Origin of the sequence: Yoonia sp. 67-2, assembly GCF_035117555.1 — a bacterium.
In the GTDB taxonomy this organism is placed as follows: domain Bacteria; phylum Pseudomonadota; class Alphaproteobacteria; order Rhodobacterales; family Rhodobacteraceae; genus Yoonia.
In genome coordinates, this window is record NZ_JAYKPK010000001.1 from 1 (window position 1) to 15,884 (window position 15,884).

General features: G+C 59.0%; 18 protein-coding genes. 11 read left to right on the plus strand and 7 right to left on the minus strand.

The features are described from left to right. Nucleotides 1-506, plus strand: a 506-nt coding sequence (locus VOY09_RS00005; RefSeq protein WP_322892943.1) for a hypothetical protein, incomplete at its 5' end; no start/stop codon positions are given. A gap of 331 nt (nt 507-837) precedes the next feature. Here the strand turns inward: VOY09_RS00005 and VOY09_RS00010 are convergent. Continuing rightward, entirely contained in the window at nt 838-1,365 is a 528-nt protein-coding gene (locus VOY09_RS00010) for an REP-associated tyrosine transposase (RefSeq protein ID WP_322892942.1), read from the minus strand. A 55-nt stretch (nt 1,366-1,420) separates the two neighbouring features. Here VOY09_RS00010 and VOY09_RS00015 point away from each other — a divergent pair, with 55 nt between their 5' ends. Further along, nucleotides 1,421-1,741, plus strand: a complete 321-nt coding sequence (locus VOY09_RS00015; RefSeq protein ID WP_322892941.1) for an arsenate reductase family protein — start codon at nt 1,421-1,423, stop codon at nt 1,739-1,741. Here the strand turns inward: VOY09_RS00015 and VOY09_RS00020 are convergent. Next, nucleotides 1,738-1,947: a cold-shock protein gene (locus VOY09_RS00020; protein ID WP_322892940.1), complete on the minus strand. Its 210-nt coding sequence runs from the start codon at nt 1,945-1,947 to the stop codon at nt 1,738-1,740. The two genes, VOY09_RS00015 and VOY09_RS00020, sit on opposite strands and share 4 nt — an antisense overlap. A gap of 131 nt (nt 1,948-2,078) precedes the next feature. Here VOY09_RS00020 and VOY09_RS00025 point away from each other — a divergent pair, with 131 nt between their 5' ends. Together VOY09_RS00025 and VOY09_RS00030 are read left to right on the plus strand one after the other, a co-directional pair. After that, nucleotides 2,079-2,408: an arsenate reductase family protein gene (locus VOY09_RS00025; RefSeq protein WP_322892939.1), complete on the plus strand. Its 330-nt coding sequence runs from the start codon at nt 2,079-2,081 to the stop codon at nt 2,406-2,408. Between the two features lie 43 nt (nt 2,409-2,451). After that, nucleotides 2,452-2,820: a hypothetical protein gene (locus VOY09_RS00030; protein WP_322892938.1), complete on the plus strand. Its 369-nt coding sequence runs from the start codon at nt 2,452-2,454 to the stop codon at nt 2,818-2,820. Between the two features lie 17 nt (nt 2,821-2,837). Here VOY09_RS00030 and thrS read toward each other — a convergent pair whose 3' ends face one another. Next, nucleotides 2,838-4,784: a threonine--tRNA ligase gene (gene thrS / locus VOY09_RS00035; RefSeq protein WP_322892936.1), complete on the minus strand. Its 1,947-nt coding sequence runs from the start codon at nt 4,782-4,784 to the stop codon at nt 2,838-2,840. A gap of 191 nt (nt 4,785-4,975) precedes the next feature. Between thrS and VOY09_RS00040 the strand changes: the two genes are divergently transcribed. The 4 genes from VOY09_RS00040 to VOY09_RS00055 all read left to right on the plus strand — a co-directional run bounded on the left by VOY09_RS00040 (nt 4,976) and on the right by VOY09_RS00055 (nt 8,106). Then, nucleotides 4,976-5,221, plus strand: a complete 246-nt coding sequence (locus VOY09_RS00040; RefSeq protein ID WP_322892935.1) for a hypothetical protein — start codon at nt 4,976-4,978, stop codon at nt 5,219-5,221. Nucleotides 5,222-5,274: 53 nt separating this feature from the next. Beyond that, nucleotides 5,275-6,549: an MFS transporter gene (locus tag VOY09_RS00045; RefSeq protein ID WP_322892934.1), complete on the plus strand. Its 1,275-nt coding sequence runs from the start codon at nt 5,275-5,277 to the stop codon at nt 6,547-6,549. Further along, nucleotides 6,542-7,291: an alpha/beta hydrolase gene (locus tag VOY09_RS00050; RefSeq protein ID WP_322892933.1), complete on the plus strand. Its 750-nt coding sequence runs from the start codon at nt 6,542-6,544 to the stop codon at nt 7,289-7,291. The genes VOY09_RS00045 and VOY09_RS00050 overlap by 8 nt, the downstream gene beginning before the upstream one ends. 95 nt (nt 7,292-7,386) lie before the next feature. After that, nucleotides 7,387-8,106 (plus strand): alpha/beta hydrolase, encoded by a 720-nt coding sequence (locus tag VOY09_RS00055; protein ID WP_322892932.1) that lies wholly within the window; start codon nt 7,387-7,389, stop codon nt 8,104-8,106. On the opposite strand, the gene phaZ is transcribed toward VOY09_RS00055, so the two are convergent. After that, nucleotides 8,103-9,371, minus strand: a complete 1,269-nt coding sequence (phaZ, locus tag VOY09_RS00060; protein ID WP_322892931.1) for a polyhydroxyalkanoate depolymerase — start codon at nt 9,369-9,371, stop codon at nt 8,103-8,105. The genes VOY09_RS00055 and phaZ overlap by 4 nt on opposite strands. A gap of 62 nt (nt 9,372-9,433) precedes the next feature. Between phaZ and VOY09_RS00065 the strand changes: the two genes are divergently transcribed. From VOY09_RS00065 to phaR, 3 genes are all read left to right on the plus strand, one after another. Further along, a complete protein-coding gene (locus VOY09_RS00065) occupies nt 9,434-11,233 on the plus strand; it encodes a class I poly(R)-hydroxyalkanoic acid synthase (protein ID WP_322892930.1) in 1,800 nt (599 codons plus the stop codon). Nucleotides 11,234-11,376: 143 nt separating this feature from the next. Beyond that, a complete protein-coding gene (locus VOY09_RS00070) occupies nt 11,377-11,823 on the plus strand; it encodes a phasin family protein (protein WP_322892929.1) in 447 nt (148 codons plus the stop codon). Between the two features lie 152 nt (nt 11,824-11,975). Next, nucleotides 11,976-12,512, plus strand: coding sequence for a polyhydroxyalkanoate synthesis repressor PhaR (gene phaR / locus VOY09_RS00075; protein ID WP_322892928.1), 537 nt, complete (start codon nt 11,976-11,978; stop codon nt 12,510-12,512). A gap of 3 nt (nt 12,513-12,515) precedes the next feature. Here the strand turns inward: phaR and VOY09_RS00080 are convergent, their stop codons facing one another. Genes VOY09_RS00080 through VOY09_RS00090 form a run of 3 tightly spaced genes read right to left on the minus strand, consistent with a single transcriptional unit; the run spans nt 12,516 to nt 15,849 of the window. Then, entirely contained in the window at nt 12,516-13,820 is a 1,305-nt protein-coding gene (locus tag VOY09_RS00080) for an FAD-binding oxidoreductase (RefSeq protein WP_322892964.1), read from the minus strand. Continuing rightward, complete coding sequence (locus tag VOY09_RS00085) at nt 13,817-15,169, minus strand: glutamine synthetase family protein (protein WP_322892927.1); 1,353 nt, start codon at nt 15,167-15,169, stop codon at nt 13,817-13,819. Before VOY09_RS00085 ends, VOY09_RS00080 begins: the two co-directional genes overlap by 4 nt. After that, nucleotides 15,166-15,849 (minus strand): type 1 glutamine amidotransferase, encoded by a 684-nt coding sequence (locus tag VOY09_RS00090; protein ID WP_322892926.1) that lies wholly within the window; start codon nt 15,847-15,849, stop codon nt 15,166-15,168. The genes VOY09_RS00085 and VOY09_RS00090 overlap by 4 nt, the downstream gene beginning before the upstream one ends. Nucleotides 15,850-15,884: the final 35 nt, after the last annotated feature.

Sequence of the window (15,884 nt, forward strand, 5' to 3'; positions counted from 1 at the left end):
AACAGCAGAAAGCTTTCTGGGCTTCATCGATATCGTTTCGATCCGCCTCTGGCTGCGTCTTTTGTCAACATGACCTAGCGCCGTATTTGACATCCGAAAAAGACCTAAATATTTATTTTGAGAAAATGAATCATGACTACGATGCTATGCGGCGATTTCTTGTGAAAGTGAGAGATAAGCCAGTTTACTCACACTCTCTATCCCTTAGGAGCTTAAATCCATTTGGAATTTCGACTTTAAAAAAAGGTGAGAATGATATGCTGGAGATTGCTGATTTTGTTGCCCACGCGGTCTATCAGTGTGCAAACCTAACTGACTCAAATTTTGGAATTCCAGAGCCAAGATATTTTTTGGAAATTTCGTCTAGATTTGCCGGAGATGAACGCAACTGCCCAAATGGGGTTGGGCTGAAGTTTATTCACGACTTGAAAAGCATGAAGTTTGAGCCTGAAATTGAGACCATGTTCCGGAGTGTAAAGGTTACACCACCGGTGAAGTTAAGGTAGATGTTTGCGCCTGATCTGGAGGTCGGTGTTCTTCCCGCCCTTCCGCAACATTTTCACTACTGATTGCGCCTATCGTGGCACTGGCGGGGTGAACCCCGCCCTACGGGTTCATCTTCCCCGCGGGGAAGGTGGTATGCCGGACTCTGTAGGTCGGGGTTTTCCCCGACACACCGGGAGCTTTCTAAATACGACGGGTGATTGAGTGCGGGGGGCGGCGGGGTGAACCCCGCCCTACGGCGATCTTCCCCGCGGGGAAGGTTTGGTGGATTGTGGTGCGCAGGATGCGCACCCGACGTTGCGGAAATTGTGACCTTCCCCGCGGGGAAGGTTTTCATTGCGCACCGCCCCGGTCCCGGAATGACGTGTAGGGCCAATCCGCAGGATCATCGACAAGGCCGTGTTTCACCGGGTTGATCCGGCAGTAGTCCATATGGGCGGCGAAATCCCTGTCGTCGCGGATGTGATGTTCCCAGAAACGTTTTTGCCAGATCGGTGCTTCGGCGCGTGGGTCGGGGTTTTCCCCGACCCGGATGCGCCCAGCGACGACGCCGTGGGGGTTGTAAGGGTGGGGTGTCGGGGTGAACCCCGACCTACGGACAGCGCGGGAAAAGCGGCCTTTGATGGCGCCCATGCGGGTGGAGTAATCGGAATCGCCGTCCGGCAGGGTCCAGATGCAATGCATGTGATCGGGCAACACGACCCAGGCGTTGACGGTAAACGGGCGCTCGGCCCGGGTTTGCATCACCGCAAGCCGCAGCGCGGCCACCTCGCGCACAAGCAAGACACAAGAACGGTCCGCCAGATTGACGGTAAAGAATATGGTTGCGCCGGGGCGCTGGGGGCGGTGATAACGGGGCATAGCGCAATATCGCGCGACAGGATGAAGATCCGGTTAATCGCAAGGACGTTGCTCTATGATCCTCTATGGCCTGCCGACCTGTTCGGATTGCAAAGCGGCGCTGAAGGCGCTTGCGGATCAGGGGGTGACCTTTCGTGATATCCGCGCTGATCCATTGAGTGCCGCAGAATGGGCGCCGCTGATTGCGGAATTTGGCGACAACCTTATTGACCGCAAATCGCAGACCTATCGCAACCTCAATGCCTGGCTGCGGGAATCGGAGGCGGAAGCGCAGTTGGAGGCGCAGCCCGCGCTGATGGCCCGTCCGGTGATTACGGACGGGAACCGCTGGACGCTGGGCTGGGGCGCGGAGGCGCAGGCGGTCTGGCTGGGTTAATCGGCTTTCGCCAGATTGCCGGCCATCTTGCGGCCATCGCGGCCTTCGATCAGGTCGAAGCTGACCTTTTGGTTATCGGCAAGCCCGGTCAGCCCGGATTGTTCCACGGCGGAAATGTGCACGAAAATATCGTTGCCGCCGTCATCGGGGGCGATGAAACCGAACCCTTTGGTGGTGTTGAACCATTTTACTGTGCCGTTTGGCATGATCTTGTTCTCCTTTTGTCGCCAGCGCTTGGGCTCCGCGACAGGCGGTCTTCCCTTGGCCTTGTATTCTTAGAGTTAAGTGTTTTATCCAAAAGGCAATTGACAGGACGTCGCAGCGAAGGGGATGGAAGATGCGTTTTTTCGGGCTGAAAAGCTGCGATACCTGCCGCAAGGCGCTGGCCGCGTTGAAGGCGCAGGGCATCACGCCAGAGGTGATTGATGTCCGTGCCGATGGGTTAAGCGTGGATGATATCACCGCGATTGTGCAGGCATTCGGTGATCAGGCGATCAACCGTGCATCGACCACTTGGCGTGGATTGTCGGAAGATGCGCGGGGGCAGGATACGGCCGCTTTGCTGGCGGCGCATCCGACGCTGATGAAACGCCCAGTGATTGCGTCGGATGATGGTTGGACGATCGGCTGGAAACCGGATGTGCAGGCGAAATACCTTGGCAGTTGAGGCAGTTGCGCCTATCTGACCCCGATGAATGAAGGAATATAAGATGCGTAATGCTGCCGCTGTATTGGGCCTGATCGCCGGGCTGATCGGGATTGTCGTGGGGATGTTCGGCTATGGGTTTGCCGAATTATCCGAACGCAATGCCGAATTGGGCGAGGTTTTCGGCGTGCTGGAAAACCCCGGGTTCATCCGCTTTGCGAGCTTTATCGCGCCCTTGCTGGCGATTGCGGGCGGAGCGATGGCCAAGACCCGCGCGCTGTGGGGCGGTATCCTGATGCTGCTGGCGTGTGGGTTCTTTTACACCGCATTCGGGTTCAATGTGGGCACGATGTTCCCGATTGGCTTTGCTGGCTTGGGTGGTATCCTTGCCATCGCCGCAGGCAAGCCGGATGAGGAAAAGGCGCACTTTTAAAGCGCGCCTTTCCTAGGTTACAGCAGGTCTGGCGGCGTGGCGCGGGTTTTGAGTTCAGCCACAATTTCGTCCATCGTCACCACGCGGGTCTGGTTTTCGCCCAACTGCCGTGCGGTCGCGGTGCGTTCTTCGACTTCGCGCGCGCCGACCGCCAAAATCACCGGCACTTTGCCGACGGAATGTTCGCGGACCTTGTAGTTGATCTTTTCGTTGCGGGTGTCGGCTTCGGCCCGCACGCCAGCCGCCGTCAGCGCGGCGACCAGTTCATGCGCGTAATCATCGGCGTCGGATACGATGGTCGCGACGACGACCTGACGCGGGGCGAGCCAGAAGGGGAGTTTGCCGGCATGTTCCTCGATCAGAATCCCGATGAACCGCTCGAATGACCCCAAGGTCGCGCGGTGCAGCATGACGGGGCGGTGTTTTTCGCCGTCCATGCCGACATATTCCGCGTCCAGCCGTTCGGGCAGGTTCGCGTCTACCTGCAAGGTGCCGCATTGCCAGTTGCGCCCGATGGCATCGGTCAGGGTGAATTCCAGTTTCGGGCCGTAGAACGCGCCTTCGCCTTCCAGCAGTTCATAGTCATAGCCTGCGGCGCGGCAGGCGTCGCCGAGGGCTTTTTCCATCATATCCCATGTCTCATCCGAGCCGATCCGCTGTTCGGGGCGGGTGGAGAGTTTGATGGTCCAGTCGTGGAAGCCGAGGTCTGCATAGATTTTTGACAGGAAGGCGATGAAGCGGGCTGTTTCCGGTTCGATCTGGTCTTCGCGGCAGAAGATATGACCGTCATCTTGGGTAAACCCGCGCACCCGCATGATGCCGTGCAGCGCGCCCGAGGGTTCGTAGCGCGCGCAAGAGCCGAATTCGGCCATGCGCAGGGGCAGGTCGCGGTAGGATTTCAGGCCTTGATTGAAGATCTGCACATGGCAGGGGCAGTTCATCGGTTTCAGGGCGTTGACCGCTTTTTCGCGGGCGTGCTCTTCGTCCACTTCGACGATGAACATATTTTCCTGATATTTGTCCCAGTGACCCGAGGCTTCCCAGAGCTTGCGGTCCACGACCTGGGGTGTGTTCACCTCCACATAGCCGCCCGCGCGTTGGCGGCGGCGCATGTAATCCTGCAATTCGGTATAGATAGTCCAGCCGTTGGGGTGCCAGAAGATCTGGCCGGGGGCCTCTTCCTGCATGTGGAACAGGTTCATTTCGCGGCCCAATTTGCGGTGGTCGCGTTTGGCGGCTTCTTCCAGACGGTGCAGGTGTTCTTTCAGCCCTTCCTTGTTGGTGAAGGCGGTGCCGTAGATGCGCTGCAGCATCGCGCGGCTGCTGTCGCCGCGCCAATAGGCCCCGGCGATGGACATCAGTTTGAAGGCGTCGGCAGGGACCTGACCAGTGTTCTGCAAATGTGGACCACGGCAGAGGTCCTGCCAGTCGCCGTGCCAATACATGCGCAGGGGCTCGTTACCGGGGATCGCCTCGATCAATTCAACCTTATAGGGCTCACCCCGGTCGGTGTAATATTGCACGGCGCGGGCGCGGTCCCAGATTTCGGTGCGGACATCATCGCGTTTGTTGATGATTTCCTTCATCTTTTTCTCGATCAGACCGAGGTCTTCGGGGGTGAAGGGTTCCTTGCGGTCGAAATCGTAATACCAGCCATCCTTGATCACGGGGCCGATAGTGACCTGTGTGTCGGGCCAGATTTCCTGCACCGCGCGGGCCATGATATGCGCCAGATCGTGGCGGACGAGTTCCAGCGCGGGACCTTCATCCTTCATCGTGTTGATGGCGATTTGCGCGTCGGCGTCGATGGGCCATTGCAGGTCCCAATGCGCGCCGTTGACGGTGGCGGAAATCGCCTTTTTGCGCAGGGATGTGGAAATATCGCTGGCGACATCAGCGGCGGTGATCCCGGATTCATATTGGCGGCTGTTGCCATCGGGAAATGTCAGGGAAATCTGTGCCATTGGCAAGCTCCTCGTCGGTTTGGCGCCCACGGAACGCCCGGTTGCGGGTTATGATGGCGGTGTGATGCCGCCAGTGGGGCCTATCGTCAAGAGGATTGCGCCTGTATGCCCAGATATACGTTGACTGCGACCAGTTGCAGGATAAAACCGACCTTAGTTTCCGATACGAAACCATGGCGCGAGGATGCACGATGCCCAGTTACAACCGCAGCTTTGACCTGAACATCGCCGATATCGACCTGATCGAGGAGGCGCTGCGCGCCCGTGGCCGGGAATTGTCGCGGATGCGGCTGGCGCTGACGGATGGGAATCCGGCCCATGCGGAACAGATCCGGGTGATCGAGGATGATCAGCGCGCGGGCGAGGCTTTGCTGGGGCGCTTGCATGATCAGAAAATCTTTTACCGTCCGCGCAAAGCGGTCTATGTCGGGGGGTAAGTCCCTTTCATAGCCACTTTGACGCCTGATCCCGATCCGGCGGGAGCCAGCCATTGACCACGCCTGCCGCGCAGAAGATTTTCGATACCCTTACCCGTAAAACTGATCCTGACCCTGATTTGCCCGATGCCGCGCAAGCGGCAGAGCCGGGCAATTTTCTGCGCCATATCTGGTCGCTGGGGGCGAGCAAGCTGGCAGATGGGTTGATTGACCCCAAGCTGGTGCTGAGCTGGCTTTTGTCGCAACTGGGTGCGGGCGCCTTCTGGGTCGGGCTGCTGGTGCCGGTGCGCGAGGCGGGGGCGTTGCTGCCGCAACTGCTGGTCACGCCGGTGATTTCGCGCGCGAAACTGCGCAAATATTTCTGGGCCGGTGGTGCGCTGGTGCAGGGTGCTGCGGCGGCGGGGATCGCGCTGGTTGGGTTGACGCAGGAGGGTGCCGTTGCGGGCGGGCTGATCATCGCGCTGCTGGCGCTGTTGGCGGTGGCGCGGTCGGTCTGTTCGGCGAGTTACAAGGATGTCCTGGGCAAGACCGTGGGCAATTCCCGGCGCGGCACGGCGATGGGGCTGGCGAGTTCGACCGGCGCGGTGGGCGTGATCCTGTTCGCGCTGGTGCTGATGTCGGGGTTCGGTGATCGCTATGTGATTGTGATCGCGGCGATCTTTCTGGCGGCGGCGTTCTGGCTGGTGTCGGGTCTGGTGTTTTTCCGGCTGGATGAGACACCGTCGGAACCTGCGGAGATGGATCTGAAACGCGCGTCATTCGGGTTGCTGCGCGCGGAGCCGCAATTGCGCCGGTTCATCCTGACGCGGTCATTGCTGATCGGGACAGCCCTTGCGCCGCCCTATCTGGTGTTGCTGGACGCGGCCGGGGGCTTGGGGGAATTGGGCGCTTTGGTGCTGGCCTCGGCGCTGGCGTCGCTCTTGTCCTCCTTTGTCTGGGGGCGGTTGTCGGATGTATCATCACGCCTTGTGCTGATCCTTGCGGGCTGCGGCGGGGGCGGGGTGTTGGTGGCCACGGTCGCCCTGCATCTGGTGGGGTTGACGGCGGTGCCTTTGGTGCTGCCTGCGCTGCTGTTCGGCCTGATGATCGCGCATCATGGCGTGCGGCAGGGACGCAATACGCAATTGGTCGATATGGCCGATGAGGATCAGCGCACGGCGTTTACCGCGCTGTCCAATACCATCGTCGGGCTGGTGCTGATCGCAGGCGGTGCGCTGTTTGCCGGGATCGCGGCGTTCAGCGTGCCCTTGGTGCTTGGTCTCTTTGGGGGGATGTGTTTTGGTGCGGCCATGCTCGCCACCGGGCTGGAAAAGGTGCAAAATGACTGAAGACTTCATGACCCCCGAAGGGCGCAGGATCGCCTATCATCTGAGCGACGGGACCGGGCCTGCGGTCGTGTTCCTTGGCGGGTTCAAATCTGATATGGGCGGGACCAAGGCGGTCTATCTGGAAGACTGGGCGCGCAAACGCGGGACGGCGTTTTTGCGGTTCGATTATTCCGGCCATGGCGAAAGCGGCGGGGAATTCACCGATGGCGCGATTGGGGATTGGTTTGAGGATGCCAAGGCCGCGCTTGGCCTGATCGCGGGGCCGGTCATTCTGGTCGGGTCGAGTATGGGCGGCTGGATATCTTTGCTGATCGCGCGGGCCATGCCGGAACGGGTGGCGGGGTTGGTGACGATTGCCGCAGCACCTGATTTTACCGAGGACAGTATGTGGGCGAATGCAAGCGCGGCGCAGCGTGAGGCCTTGATGACCGAAGGCCAGATCGCCTTGCCGTCGGATTATGGTGAGCCCTATATCATCACGCGGCGGTTGATCGAGGATGGGCGCGGCCATCTGGTGCTGCGCGATCCGTTGCACCTGCCGTGTCCGGTGCGGTTTTTGCAAGGGACGGCGGACCGCGATGTGGATATGGCCGTGGCGCTGCGCCTGCTGGATCATGCGCAGGGGCCGGACATGCGGCTGACGCTGGTTGATGGCGCGGATCACCGGTTTTCCGACGATACCTGTCTTGACCTGATTGCGGCCTCAATCGCGGATGTCGAAAGCCGCATCCGGCGGGTTTAAGCGGGCTTGTGCCGATGGCCCTTGTGATAGGGGGGCAGAGCGGCCAAAAGGGGGTGCCGTCGCAAAAGGCGCCCAGGAAACAGGTCATCTGATTTATGCCGCGTGAAACTTTGGTCCTTGTGCCCCCGATGCTCTGTGATGCAGAGATTTTTGCGCCGCAGATGCGCGCCTTGGGCAATGATCATGCGGTGATGTTCGCGCCGACGACGCAGGGCGAGCGGATGGAGGAAATCGCCTCGCAGATCCTGACATGGGCGCCCAGCAAATTCGCGCTGGCAGGGATGGGCATGGGCGGCATGGTCGCGCTGGAGGTCTTGCGCCGTGCGCCTGACCGGGTGACGCGGATCGCGCTGATCGCGACCTCTGCGCAGGCCGATACGCCTGATGCGGCGGCTGAGCGGGAAACCCATATCGTTGCCGCCAAAAGCGGCGGACGCTGGCAGGAGGTGCTGCAGGATGAGATCAAATCAAGCTGGATGGCCCCGGCGACCGACCGTGTCGCGCTGACGCGGCAATTGATGCAGATGGGGCAGGGGCTGGGGCCTGCGGTCTATATCGGCCAGTCGCGCGCGTTGCAGCGGCGTAAGGATCAGCAGGCGACGTTGCGTCAGATCAAACAGCCCGCGCTGGTGATTGGCGGACGTCATGACGGGCAATATCCGGTGAAACGGCAGGAATTCACCGCCGAAATGATCCCCTATGCCAAGCTGGAAATCATCGAAGAGGCCGGTTACCTGCCGACGCTGGAAGCGCCGGATCAAGTATCCGATGCGCTGCGGCGCTGGATGAAAGCGCCGCAGATGTCGCGCGCTTAGGCGGCGACGTTTTTGTTTGCTGCTTTGGCGGTATCGCCGGAATGCGCATCAATGAATTCCAGCACCAAAGGCCGGATATTGTTGCGCCAGCTGCCGCCCGCGAAGATCCCGTAATGTCCGGCACCCGGTTCAAGATGCGCGAATTTCTTGCTGTCGGGCAGGCCGGTCAGCAGATCAAGGGCGGCAAGACATTGGCCGGGGGCGGAAATATCGTCTTTCTCACCCTCGACGATCTTGACGGCGACGGTGGTGATCTTGCCCATATCGACAGGTTTGCCATTCACGGTAAAGCAATTGCGGGCGATATCGCGGTCTTTGAAGATGCGTTCGACCGTGGACAGGTAGAATTCGGCGGTCATATCCATCACCGCCAGATATTCATCATAAAACAGGTTATGCTTGTCGTAATCCGAGGCTTCGCCTTTGGCGGTCTTGATGATCTGGTCCTGAAACGCCTTGCTGTGGGTTTCCATATTCATCGAGATGAAAGACGACAGCTGCAACAGACCGGGATAGACCTGCCGACCGACGCCGGAATATTTGAAACCGACGCGCTGGATCATCGTCTGTTCCAGCTGGCCCATGGTGACAGAGCGGCCGAAATCGGTGACTTCGGTCGGGTTGGCATCGGGGTCGACAGGACCGCCGATCAGGGTCAAGGAGCGGGGCTGCGCCTTGGGGTCTTCTTCCGCCAGATAGGCGGTGGCGGCCAGCGCCAAAGGCACGGGCTGGCAGACCGCAATCACATGGATGTCAGAGCCGAGTTCGCGCATGAAATCGACCAGATAGAGCGTGTAATCATCGACGTCGAACTTGCCTGCGCTGACGGGGATGTCGCGGGCATTGTGCCAGTCGGTGATATAGACATCGGCATCGGGCAACAGGCTGATCACTGTCTTGCGCAGCAAGGTCGCGTAATGGCCCGACATCGGCGCGACCAGCAGAACGCGGCGTTTGCTGGCTTTGCGGCCCGGTGTGGTGAAATGCAGCAAATCGCCGAACGGGCGCTTGAGGATGCGTTCAATGACCACAGGATAATCGCGGCCTTTGTCGCCCGCGATCGGCGGCAGGTTCCAGTCAGGTTTGACGACCATGCGGGCGAATGTCCGTTCCGTCACATCGCCCCATGCGCCCAGCCAATCCATCGCCGGGTTCGCGGCCAGCGACATCATCGGATAGGATGCAAAAGCTCGCGCCGTGGCACCAAGCCACTGATTGGTGTTACGCATGCTTTCCATCAGGTCATAGGTCATCATATACTTCATACCAATACTCCGACGGGTTACGCAAAATGCTGCACTCGCAGCATAGGCATAGGTGAGGGACCATGACAACCAACGATTTAGACTCCGTAAAAGAAACGGGCGAAGGTGTTGCAAAGCTGGAAGCCAACCTCGCGCGGGTCGAGGAACTGACACAGCGTTTGTTGAAAGTCATGGGCCAGTCCCGCAAAGTCCCCGCCGCCTTGCAGGGGCCTAGTCAGGAGCTTTATGTCAAAGCGGCCAGCGCCTATATGAATGAGATGATGCAGAACCCGGCCAAGCTGATCGAACATCAGCTGGCGTTCTGGGGCAAATCGGTGAAACATTACGTCGAAGCGCAGCATCTGCTGGCGCAGGGCAAGCTGACCCCGCCGAGCGACGAGACGCCCAAGGATCGCCGGTTTGCGCATGAATTATGGGATACCAATCCCTATTTCAATTTCATCAAGCAGCAATATCTGTTGAATGCCGCTGCCGTGCAGCAGGCGGTGGAGGATATCGACACGCTGGATGAGGGTGAGAAAAAGCGCCTGCGCTATTTCAGCCAGCAATTGGTCGATATGATCAGCCCGACCAATTTCCTGCCGACAAATCCCGAGGCGCTGGCCCTGGCCGCAGAGACGGAAGGCGAAAGCCTTGTCGCCGGTCTGGAAAACATGATTGCCGATCTGGAGGCCAATGGCGGCGATCTGGTGGTGACATTGGCGGATAAGAAGGCGTTCAAACTGGGTGAAAATCTGGCCACGACGCCGGGTTCGGTGGTGTTTCGCAACCATCTGTTCGAACTGATCCAATATGCGCCCAGCACGGATGAGGTGCATGAAATCCCGCTGCTGATCTTTCCGCCATGGATCAACAAATTCTATATCCTTGATCTGAAACCACAAAACAGCCTGATCAAATGGGCGGTCGATCAAGGTTACACCGTTTTCGTCGTGTCCTGGGTGAACCCGGATGCATCCTATGCCGATACGTCGATGTCGGATTACATCGAGGATGGCTATCTGACCGCGATGTCCGAGGTCAAAAAGATCTGTGGCGTGAAAAAGATCAATGCGGTGGGCTATTGCATCGCGGGCACGACCCTGTCGCTGACTTTGGCGCTGATGAAGCAGCGCAAGGATACATCGGTGAATGCTGCGACCTTCTTTACCACGCTGACGGATTTTTCCGACAGGGGCGAGGTGGGGGTGTTCCTGAACGATGATTTCATCGACGGGATCGAGGCGGAAGTGGCCGAGAATGGCATCCTCGATTCCTTTTTCATGTCGCGGACGTTTTCGTTCCTGCGCTCCAACGATCTGATCTATGGACCCGCGATCAAAAGCTATATGATGGGCAAGGCGCCACCGGCGTTTGACCTGCTCTATTGGAATGGTGACGGCACCAACTTGCCAGCGAAAATGGCAGTCGAATATCTGCGGGGCCTGTGTCAGGACGACCGTTTCGCCAATGGTGACGGGTTCGAGATTTGCGGCACCACTGTCCGACTGAAAGACGTGACCGTGCCGCTCTGTGCTGTGGCCTGCGAGACGGATCACATCGCCGCCTGGAAAAGCAGCTATGCGGGAATTCAGAAGATGGGGTCGAAGGACAAAACCTTCATCCTGTCGGAATCCGGCCATATCGCGGGGATCATCAATCCGCCCAGCAAAAACAAATATGGACACTATCTGAACCCCGAACTGGGTCTATCTGTCAACGACTGGCGCGAATCGGCAACGCGGCAGGAGGGGTCATGGTGGCCGCGCTGGGATGCGTGGCTGGCGCCGAAATCGGGCAAATCAGTGCCTGCGCGCACAGCCGGTGATGCGGATCATCCTGTCCTTGCCCCAGCACCTGGCACCTATGTTGCCGCTAAGTAAGCCATATGACAGCACAATCTGGGGTTTACAAAAAATTCATGCTGCGGTGCAGAAAAAAGACTTGAAATGCTGCAGTGCAGCATTCATATTGGTGTCAGACGAAAACAGCGGATGTTGATCCGCAAACACAAAGGATTACTCCAATGGCTAAGACCCAAGATTTCACCGCCGTCTTCAAAGACATGATGGGTTCATTCCCAGTTGACACAAAGTCGATGGAAGACAGCTTCAAGAACCAGACTGCTCTGGCAGAAAAAATGTCCAGCGTTGCCATCGACGCAGCGACCAAATCGACCGAATTGTCGGCGAAATGGGCGCAGGACACGCTGACCAAAATGCAGGCGATCACCACCGCCAAGACAGAGCCTGCTGATTACGCGAAAGCGATGACCGACTTTGCAACCGCAGCGTCCGAATCCGCAGCCGAGCATATGGCTGCTTTCGCTGAGATCGCGAAAAAAGTGCAGACACAGACCATGGAACTGGTTCTGGCTGCTGGCAAAGATATGTCCGAAGAAATGTCCGCCGCTGCCAAAAAAGCCACCAATGAAGTGACTGCTGCTGCGAAAAAAGCAACAGCCGCCAAGTAAGGTTGATCGACATAACCCGGATTTCGTCCGGGGATTGTTTCAGAAACGGCTCGCGTCACGCGGGCCGTTTTTTCGTTTGAGGTAGTGCTTTCCTTTTCGGCAGACGCGTCCTAGGCTTGCCGCAGTGCAACATTCCCCGGGGAGGGCGCGTTTTGGCTGACACCAACAAACCACTACTGATCAAGCGATATGCAAGCCGCCGTCTGTATAATACGGAAACCAGTGATTACGTGACGCTGGAGGATATCGCGCTGTTCATCCGCGAAGGCCGCGAGGTGCAGATCGTCGATCTGAAATCCGGCGATGACCTGACCCGGCAATATCTGCTGCAAATCATCGCCGAACACGAAAGCCGCGGCGAAAGCGTTCTGCCCGTCGACGTGCTGACCGATCTGGTGCGCAGCTATACCACACAGGCCGCTTCGGTGGTGCCGCAATTTCTGCAAGCCAGTTTCGAGATGCTGCGCGATGGTCAGTCCAAAGCGATGGAAAACATGACCAAGGCCAGCCCGATGACCGCGATGCCCGGCTTTGACGCGATGCGCGCGCAGCAGGCGGCGTTTTTCAAGGCGATGACGGGTGGTCTGGTCGGTGCCAGTTCCGGCCCTGCCAAGGACGGCGATGAATTGCGCGAGATCAAAAGCGAATTGGCCGCTTTGCAGGACAAGCTGGCGAAACTGAATAAATAGGCGTCAGATCCCCAGCCGGTCGCGCAGGGCATACCATGTCATTGCCAGCGTCAGCAGTGGCGCGCGCAAGGCGGGACCACCGGGGAAATTGGGCACTTTCAATCCGGCGAGCGTGTCGAAACGACCGGCTTGACCCGCCACAGCCTCTGCCATCACTTTGCCTGCGAGGCCTGACAGGGCGACGCCATGGCCGGAAAATCCGGCACCTGACAGCACATTGGGTGCAACACGCTGGATCGCGGGCAGGCGGGTCATGGTGATGCCAAGCGTGCCGCCCCAGACATAATCCACCTTCACGCCTTTCAACTGCGGGAACAAATTGGTCATCCGCTGGATCAACGCGGTGCTGATATCGCGGGGGTAGCCGATGGAATAGCTTTCACGCCCGCCGAACAGGAAACGGTTATCTTCGGACAGACGGTAGTAGTTCACCACGAATTTGCTGTCGGCCACCGCGATATCGCGCGCCAGCACGTCGTGCGCGCGATCTCCCAATGGCTCCGTCGCGCAGATGAAGCTGTTGATCGGCATGACCTTGGCCGCGACCTTGCGGTTGATGTCGGACAGATAACCATTGCCCGCCATGATCACATGGCGCGCTTTGACCTGCCCCTTGGCGGTGCGGATTGTCGCGGGATCGCCCATGGTGATATCGGTCACTTCGGACAGATCATATAGCTGTGCGCCCGCTGCTTCGGCCAGCCGCGCGAGGCCAAGCGCATAGCGTAATGGGTGGATATGCCCCGCACCCATATCGAGCAGGCCGCCCTGATAGAGCGGTGATTTGACCAGATCGCGCATTTCCTCGGGGGCGAGCTTTTCAATCTGGTCATAGCCATAATGCTGCGCCAGATAATCGGCATCGACGTAATAGTCGCGCGCTTCACCGGCGGAATAGAAGCCATGCGCCACGCCGGGGCGATAGCGCGCCTCGGGGATATGAGTGGCGCAGGTTTGGCGGACATCCTCTTTGGCCTCTTCTGCCAGAACCCAAAGCGCGGTCGCCTGATCCTTGCCCAGCTTGCGCGCCAGACTTTGCTGGCTGGCGTTATAGCCTGACCCGACCTGACCGCCATTGCGCCCCGACGCGCCGAACCCCGCGCGATGCGCATCCAGCACCACAACGCTAAGGCCCTTTTGCGCCAGATGCCATGCCGCCGACAGGCCGGTATAGCCCGCGCCGATCACGCAGACATCGGCGGTGATATCACCCGTCAGGGCCGGGCGCAGGGGCGGCAGGTCGCAGCTCGCGGCATACCAGCTGGGCGGCATTTCACCGGCGCGGTCGTTGCGATACAGCGGGTTCATACGTTCAACAACAAATGTTCGCGTTCCCATGGGCTGATGACCTGCAGGAATTCCTTGTATTCCAGCCGTTTGACGATGGAATAGACCCGCGCGAAATCTTCGCCTAAAACCTCACGCAATTCTTTCGCCTCGTCGAAGAGGTCCAGCGCGTCGGACAATGACCCCGCGATTTCGGATTCGGAATCGTAAGCTTCACCGACCCAGCGTTTTTCGGGGCGCAGTTCATTCTTCAGCCCCAGATACCCGCAGGCAAGCGAAGCGGCGATGCACAGGTACGGATTGCAATCCATCCCCGGCAGACGGTTTTCGATCCGCCGCGCGTCGGGGTCAGAGATGGGAATGCGAATGCCGGTTGTGCGGTTGTCGCGGCCCCATTCAAGGTTCACGGGGGCGGCCGAATCCGGCACATAGCGACGATAGCTGTTCACATAGGGCGCGATCACGGCGATGGCGCTGGGCATATGTTTCTGCAAGCCGCCGATGAAGTGGAAAAACGCATCGGTTTCGCCGCCGCCCGGCCCGGTGAACATATTGCGGCCTTTGCTGTCCAGCACCGAATGGTGGACATGCATGGCGGAACCCGGTTCGCCCTCGATCGGCTTGGCCATGAAAGTGGCGAAGCAATTATGCTTCAAGGCCGCTTCGCGGATCAGGCGTTTGAAGAAGAAGACTTCATCGGCGAGTTTGATCGGGTTGCCGTGGCGCAGGTTGATTTCCAACTGGCCTGCGCCGCCTTCCTGCGCGATGCCGTCGATTTCAAACCCCTGAATTTCGGCAAATTCATAGATATCGTCGATGACCGGGCCGTAATCATCCACCGCCGACATCGAATAGGCCTGCCGTCCGGCGGCGGGGCGTCCGGTGCGGCCCATCATTGGTTCAATCGCCTTGGCAGGGTCGATGTTGCGGCCCACCAGATAGAATTCCATTTCGGGGGCGACAACCGGCGTCCAGCCTTCGGCTTTATAGAGGTCGACCACCCGACGCAGCACGTTGCGGGGGGAAAAGGCGACAGGATTGCCTTTCTGGTCATAGGCGTCATGGATCACCTGCAATGTGCCATCGGCGGCCCACGGCGCGGCAGTCGCGGTCGAAAGGTCTGGTTTCAGGATCATATCGGGTTCAAGGAAACCGTCCGGGCCGGAAGCTTCACCCCATTCGCCGGTGATGGTCTGGAAGAAGATCGAATTGGGCAGGTGGAAATGGCTTTGCTTTTCCCATTTGCCCGCTGGCACGGCCTTACCGCGCGCGATGCCGGGCAGGTCGGCAATGACGCATTCGACCTCGTCCAGACGGTTTGCCTCCAGATAGGCGGCGGCGGCGGCGGGGATTTTTGTGGTCCAGCTCATGCGAGTGTTCTTTCCTTGAAGAACCGCGCGATCTGCGCGGCAAGGCGGGGGCTATCCACCGGTTTGTCCAGATCGTCACGCACCTGTTCCAGCTGCGCATCGGGCACATTGCCGGGGCCGCGATATTTCAGCAGCCCGTCAATGACCGGCGTGTCGAATTCAGGATGCGGCTGCACGGTGAAAATCCGGTTGCCATAGACCAGCGCGGCATTGGTGCAGAAATTATTGCTGCCTACGACAGTCGCATCATCGGGGCGGGTGACCACCTGATCCTGATGCCAGGCGTTCAGGGCGTATGCGGTGCCGTTGATGTCATATTCCTGCCGCCCGACAGCCCAGCCGCCCGCGAATTTTTCGACCTTGCCACCCAGCGCCTGCGCGGTGATCTGATGGCCGAAACACACACCCACCAAGGGGATATCAGCGGCATAGATGTCGCGGATCAGCGCCTCAAGCGGGGGGATGAAGGGATGGTCTTCATAGGCGCCATGTTTGGACCCGGTGATCAGCCAGCCGTCGCAATCGCTGACCGCCTGCGGGAATTCCATGTCCACGACATTATAGACGATAAAGTCAAAGCCATTGCCGCTTAGAAGCCGTTGGAACAGGTCTGCGAAATCACCAGTGGTCGGGCGCAATTCGTCCGGCGCGTGCCCTGTTTGCAGGATGCCGATTTTCATCATTTCACCATATGTTGGGTTTCGCCGCCAAGCTA

Excerpts from the sequence above, each read along its gene's own strand:
- VOY09_RS00010 (WP_322892942.1), bottom strand. The coding sequence starts at position 1,365 with ATGCCCCGTTATCACCGCCCCCAGCGCCCCGGCGCAACCATATTCTTT.
- VOY09_RS00015 (WP_322892941.1), top strand. The coding sequence starts at position 1,421 with ATGATCCTCTATGGCCTGCCGACCTGTTCGGATTGCAAAGCGGCGCTG.
- VOY09_RS00020 (WP_322892940.1), bottom strand. The coding sequence starts at position 1,947 with ATGCCAAACGGCACAGTAAAATGGTTCAACACCACCAAAGGGTTCGGT.
- VOY09_RS00025 (WP_322892939.1), top strand. The coding sequence starts at position 2,079 with ATGCGTTTTTTCGGGCTGAAAAGCTGCGATACCTGCCGCAAGGCGCTG.
- VOY09_RS00030 (WP_322892938.1), top strand. The coding sequence starts at position 2,452 with ATGCGTAATGCTGCCGCTGTATTGGGCCTGATCGCCGGGCTGATCGGG.
- thrS (WP_322892936.1), bottom strand. The coding sequence starts at position 4,784 with ATGGCACAGATTTCCCTGACATTTCCCGATGGCAACAGCCGCCAATAT.
- VOY09_RS00040 (WP_322892935.1), top strand. The coding sequence starts at position 4,976 with ATGCCCAGTTACAACCGCAGCTTTGACCTGAACATCGCCGATATCGAC.
- VOY09_RS00050 (WP_322892933.1), top strand. The coding sequence starts at position 6,542 with ATGACTGAAGACTTCATGACCCCCGAAGGGCGCAGGATCGCCTATCAT.
- VOY09_RS00055 (WP_322892932.1), top strand. The coding sequence starts at position 7,387 with ATGCCGCGTGAAACTTTGGTCCTTGTGCCCCCGATGCTCTGTGATGCA.
- phaZ (WP_322892931.1), bottom strand. The coding sequence starts at position 9,371 with ATGAAGTATATGATGACCTATGACCTGATGGAAAGCATGCGTAACACC.
- VOY09_RS00065 (WP_322892930.1), top strand. The coding sequence starts at position 9,434 with ATGACAACCAACGATTTAGACTCCGTAAAAGAAACGGGCGAAGGTGTT.
- VOY09_RS00070 (WP_322892929.1), top strand. The coding sequence starts at position 11,377 with ATGGCTAAGACCCAAGATTTCACCGCCGTCTTCAAAGACATGATGGGT.
- VOY09_RS00080 (WP_322892964.1), bottom strand. The coding sequence starts at position 13,820 with ATGAACCCGCTGTATCGCAACGACCGCGCCGGTGAAATGCCGCCCAGC.
- VOY09_RS00085 (WP_322892927.1), bottom strand. The coding sequence starts at position 15,169 with ATGAGCTGGACCACAAAAATCCCCGCCGCCGCCGCCGCCTATCTGGAG.
- VOY09_RS00090 (WP_322892926.1), bottom strand. The coding sequence starts at position 15,849 with ATGAAAATCGGCATCCTGCAAACAGGGCACGCGCCGGACGAATTGCGC.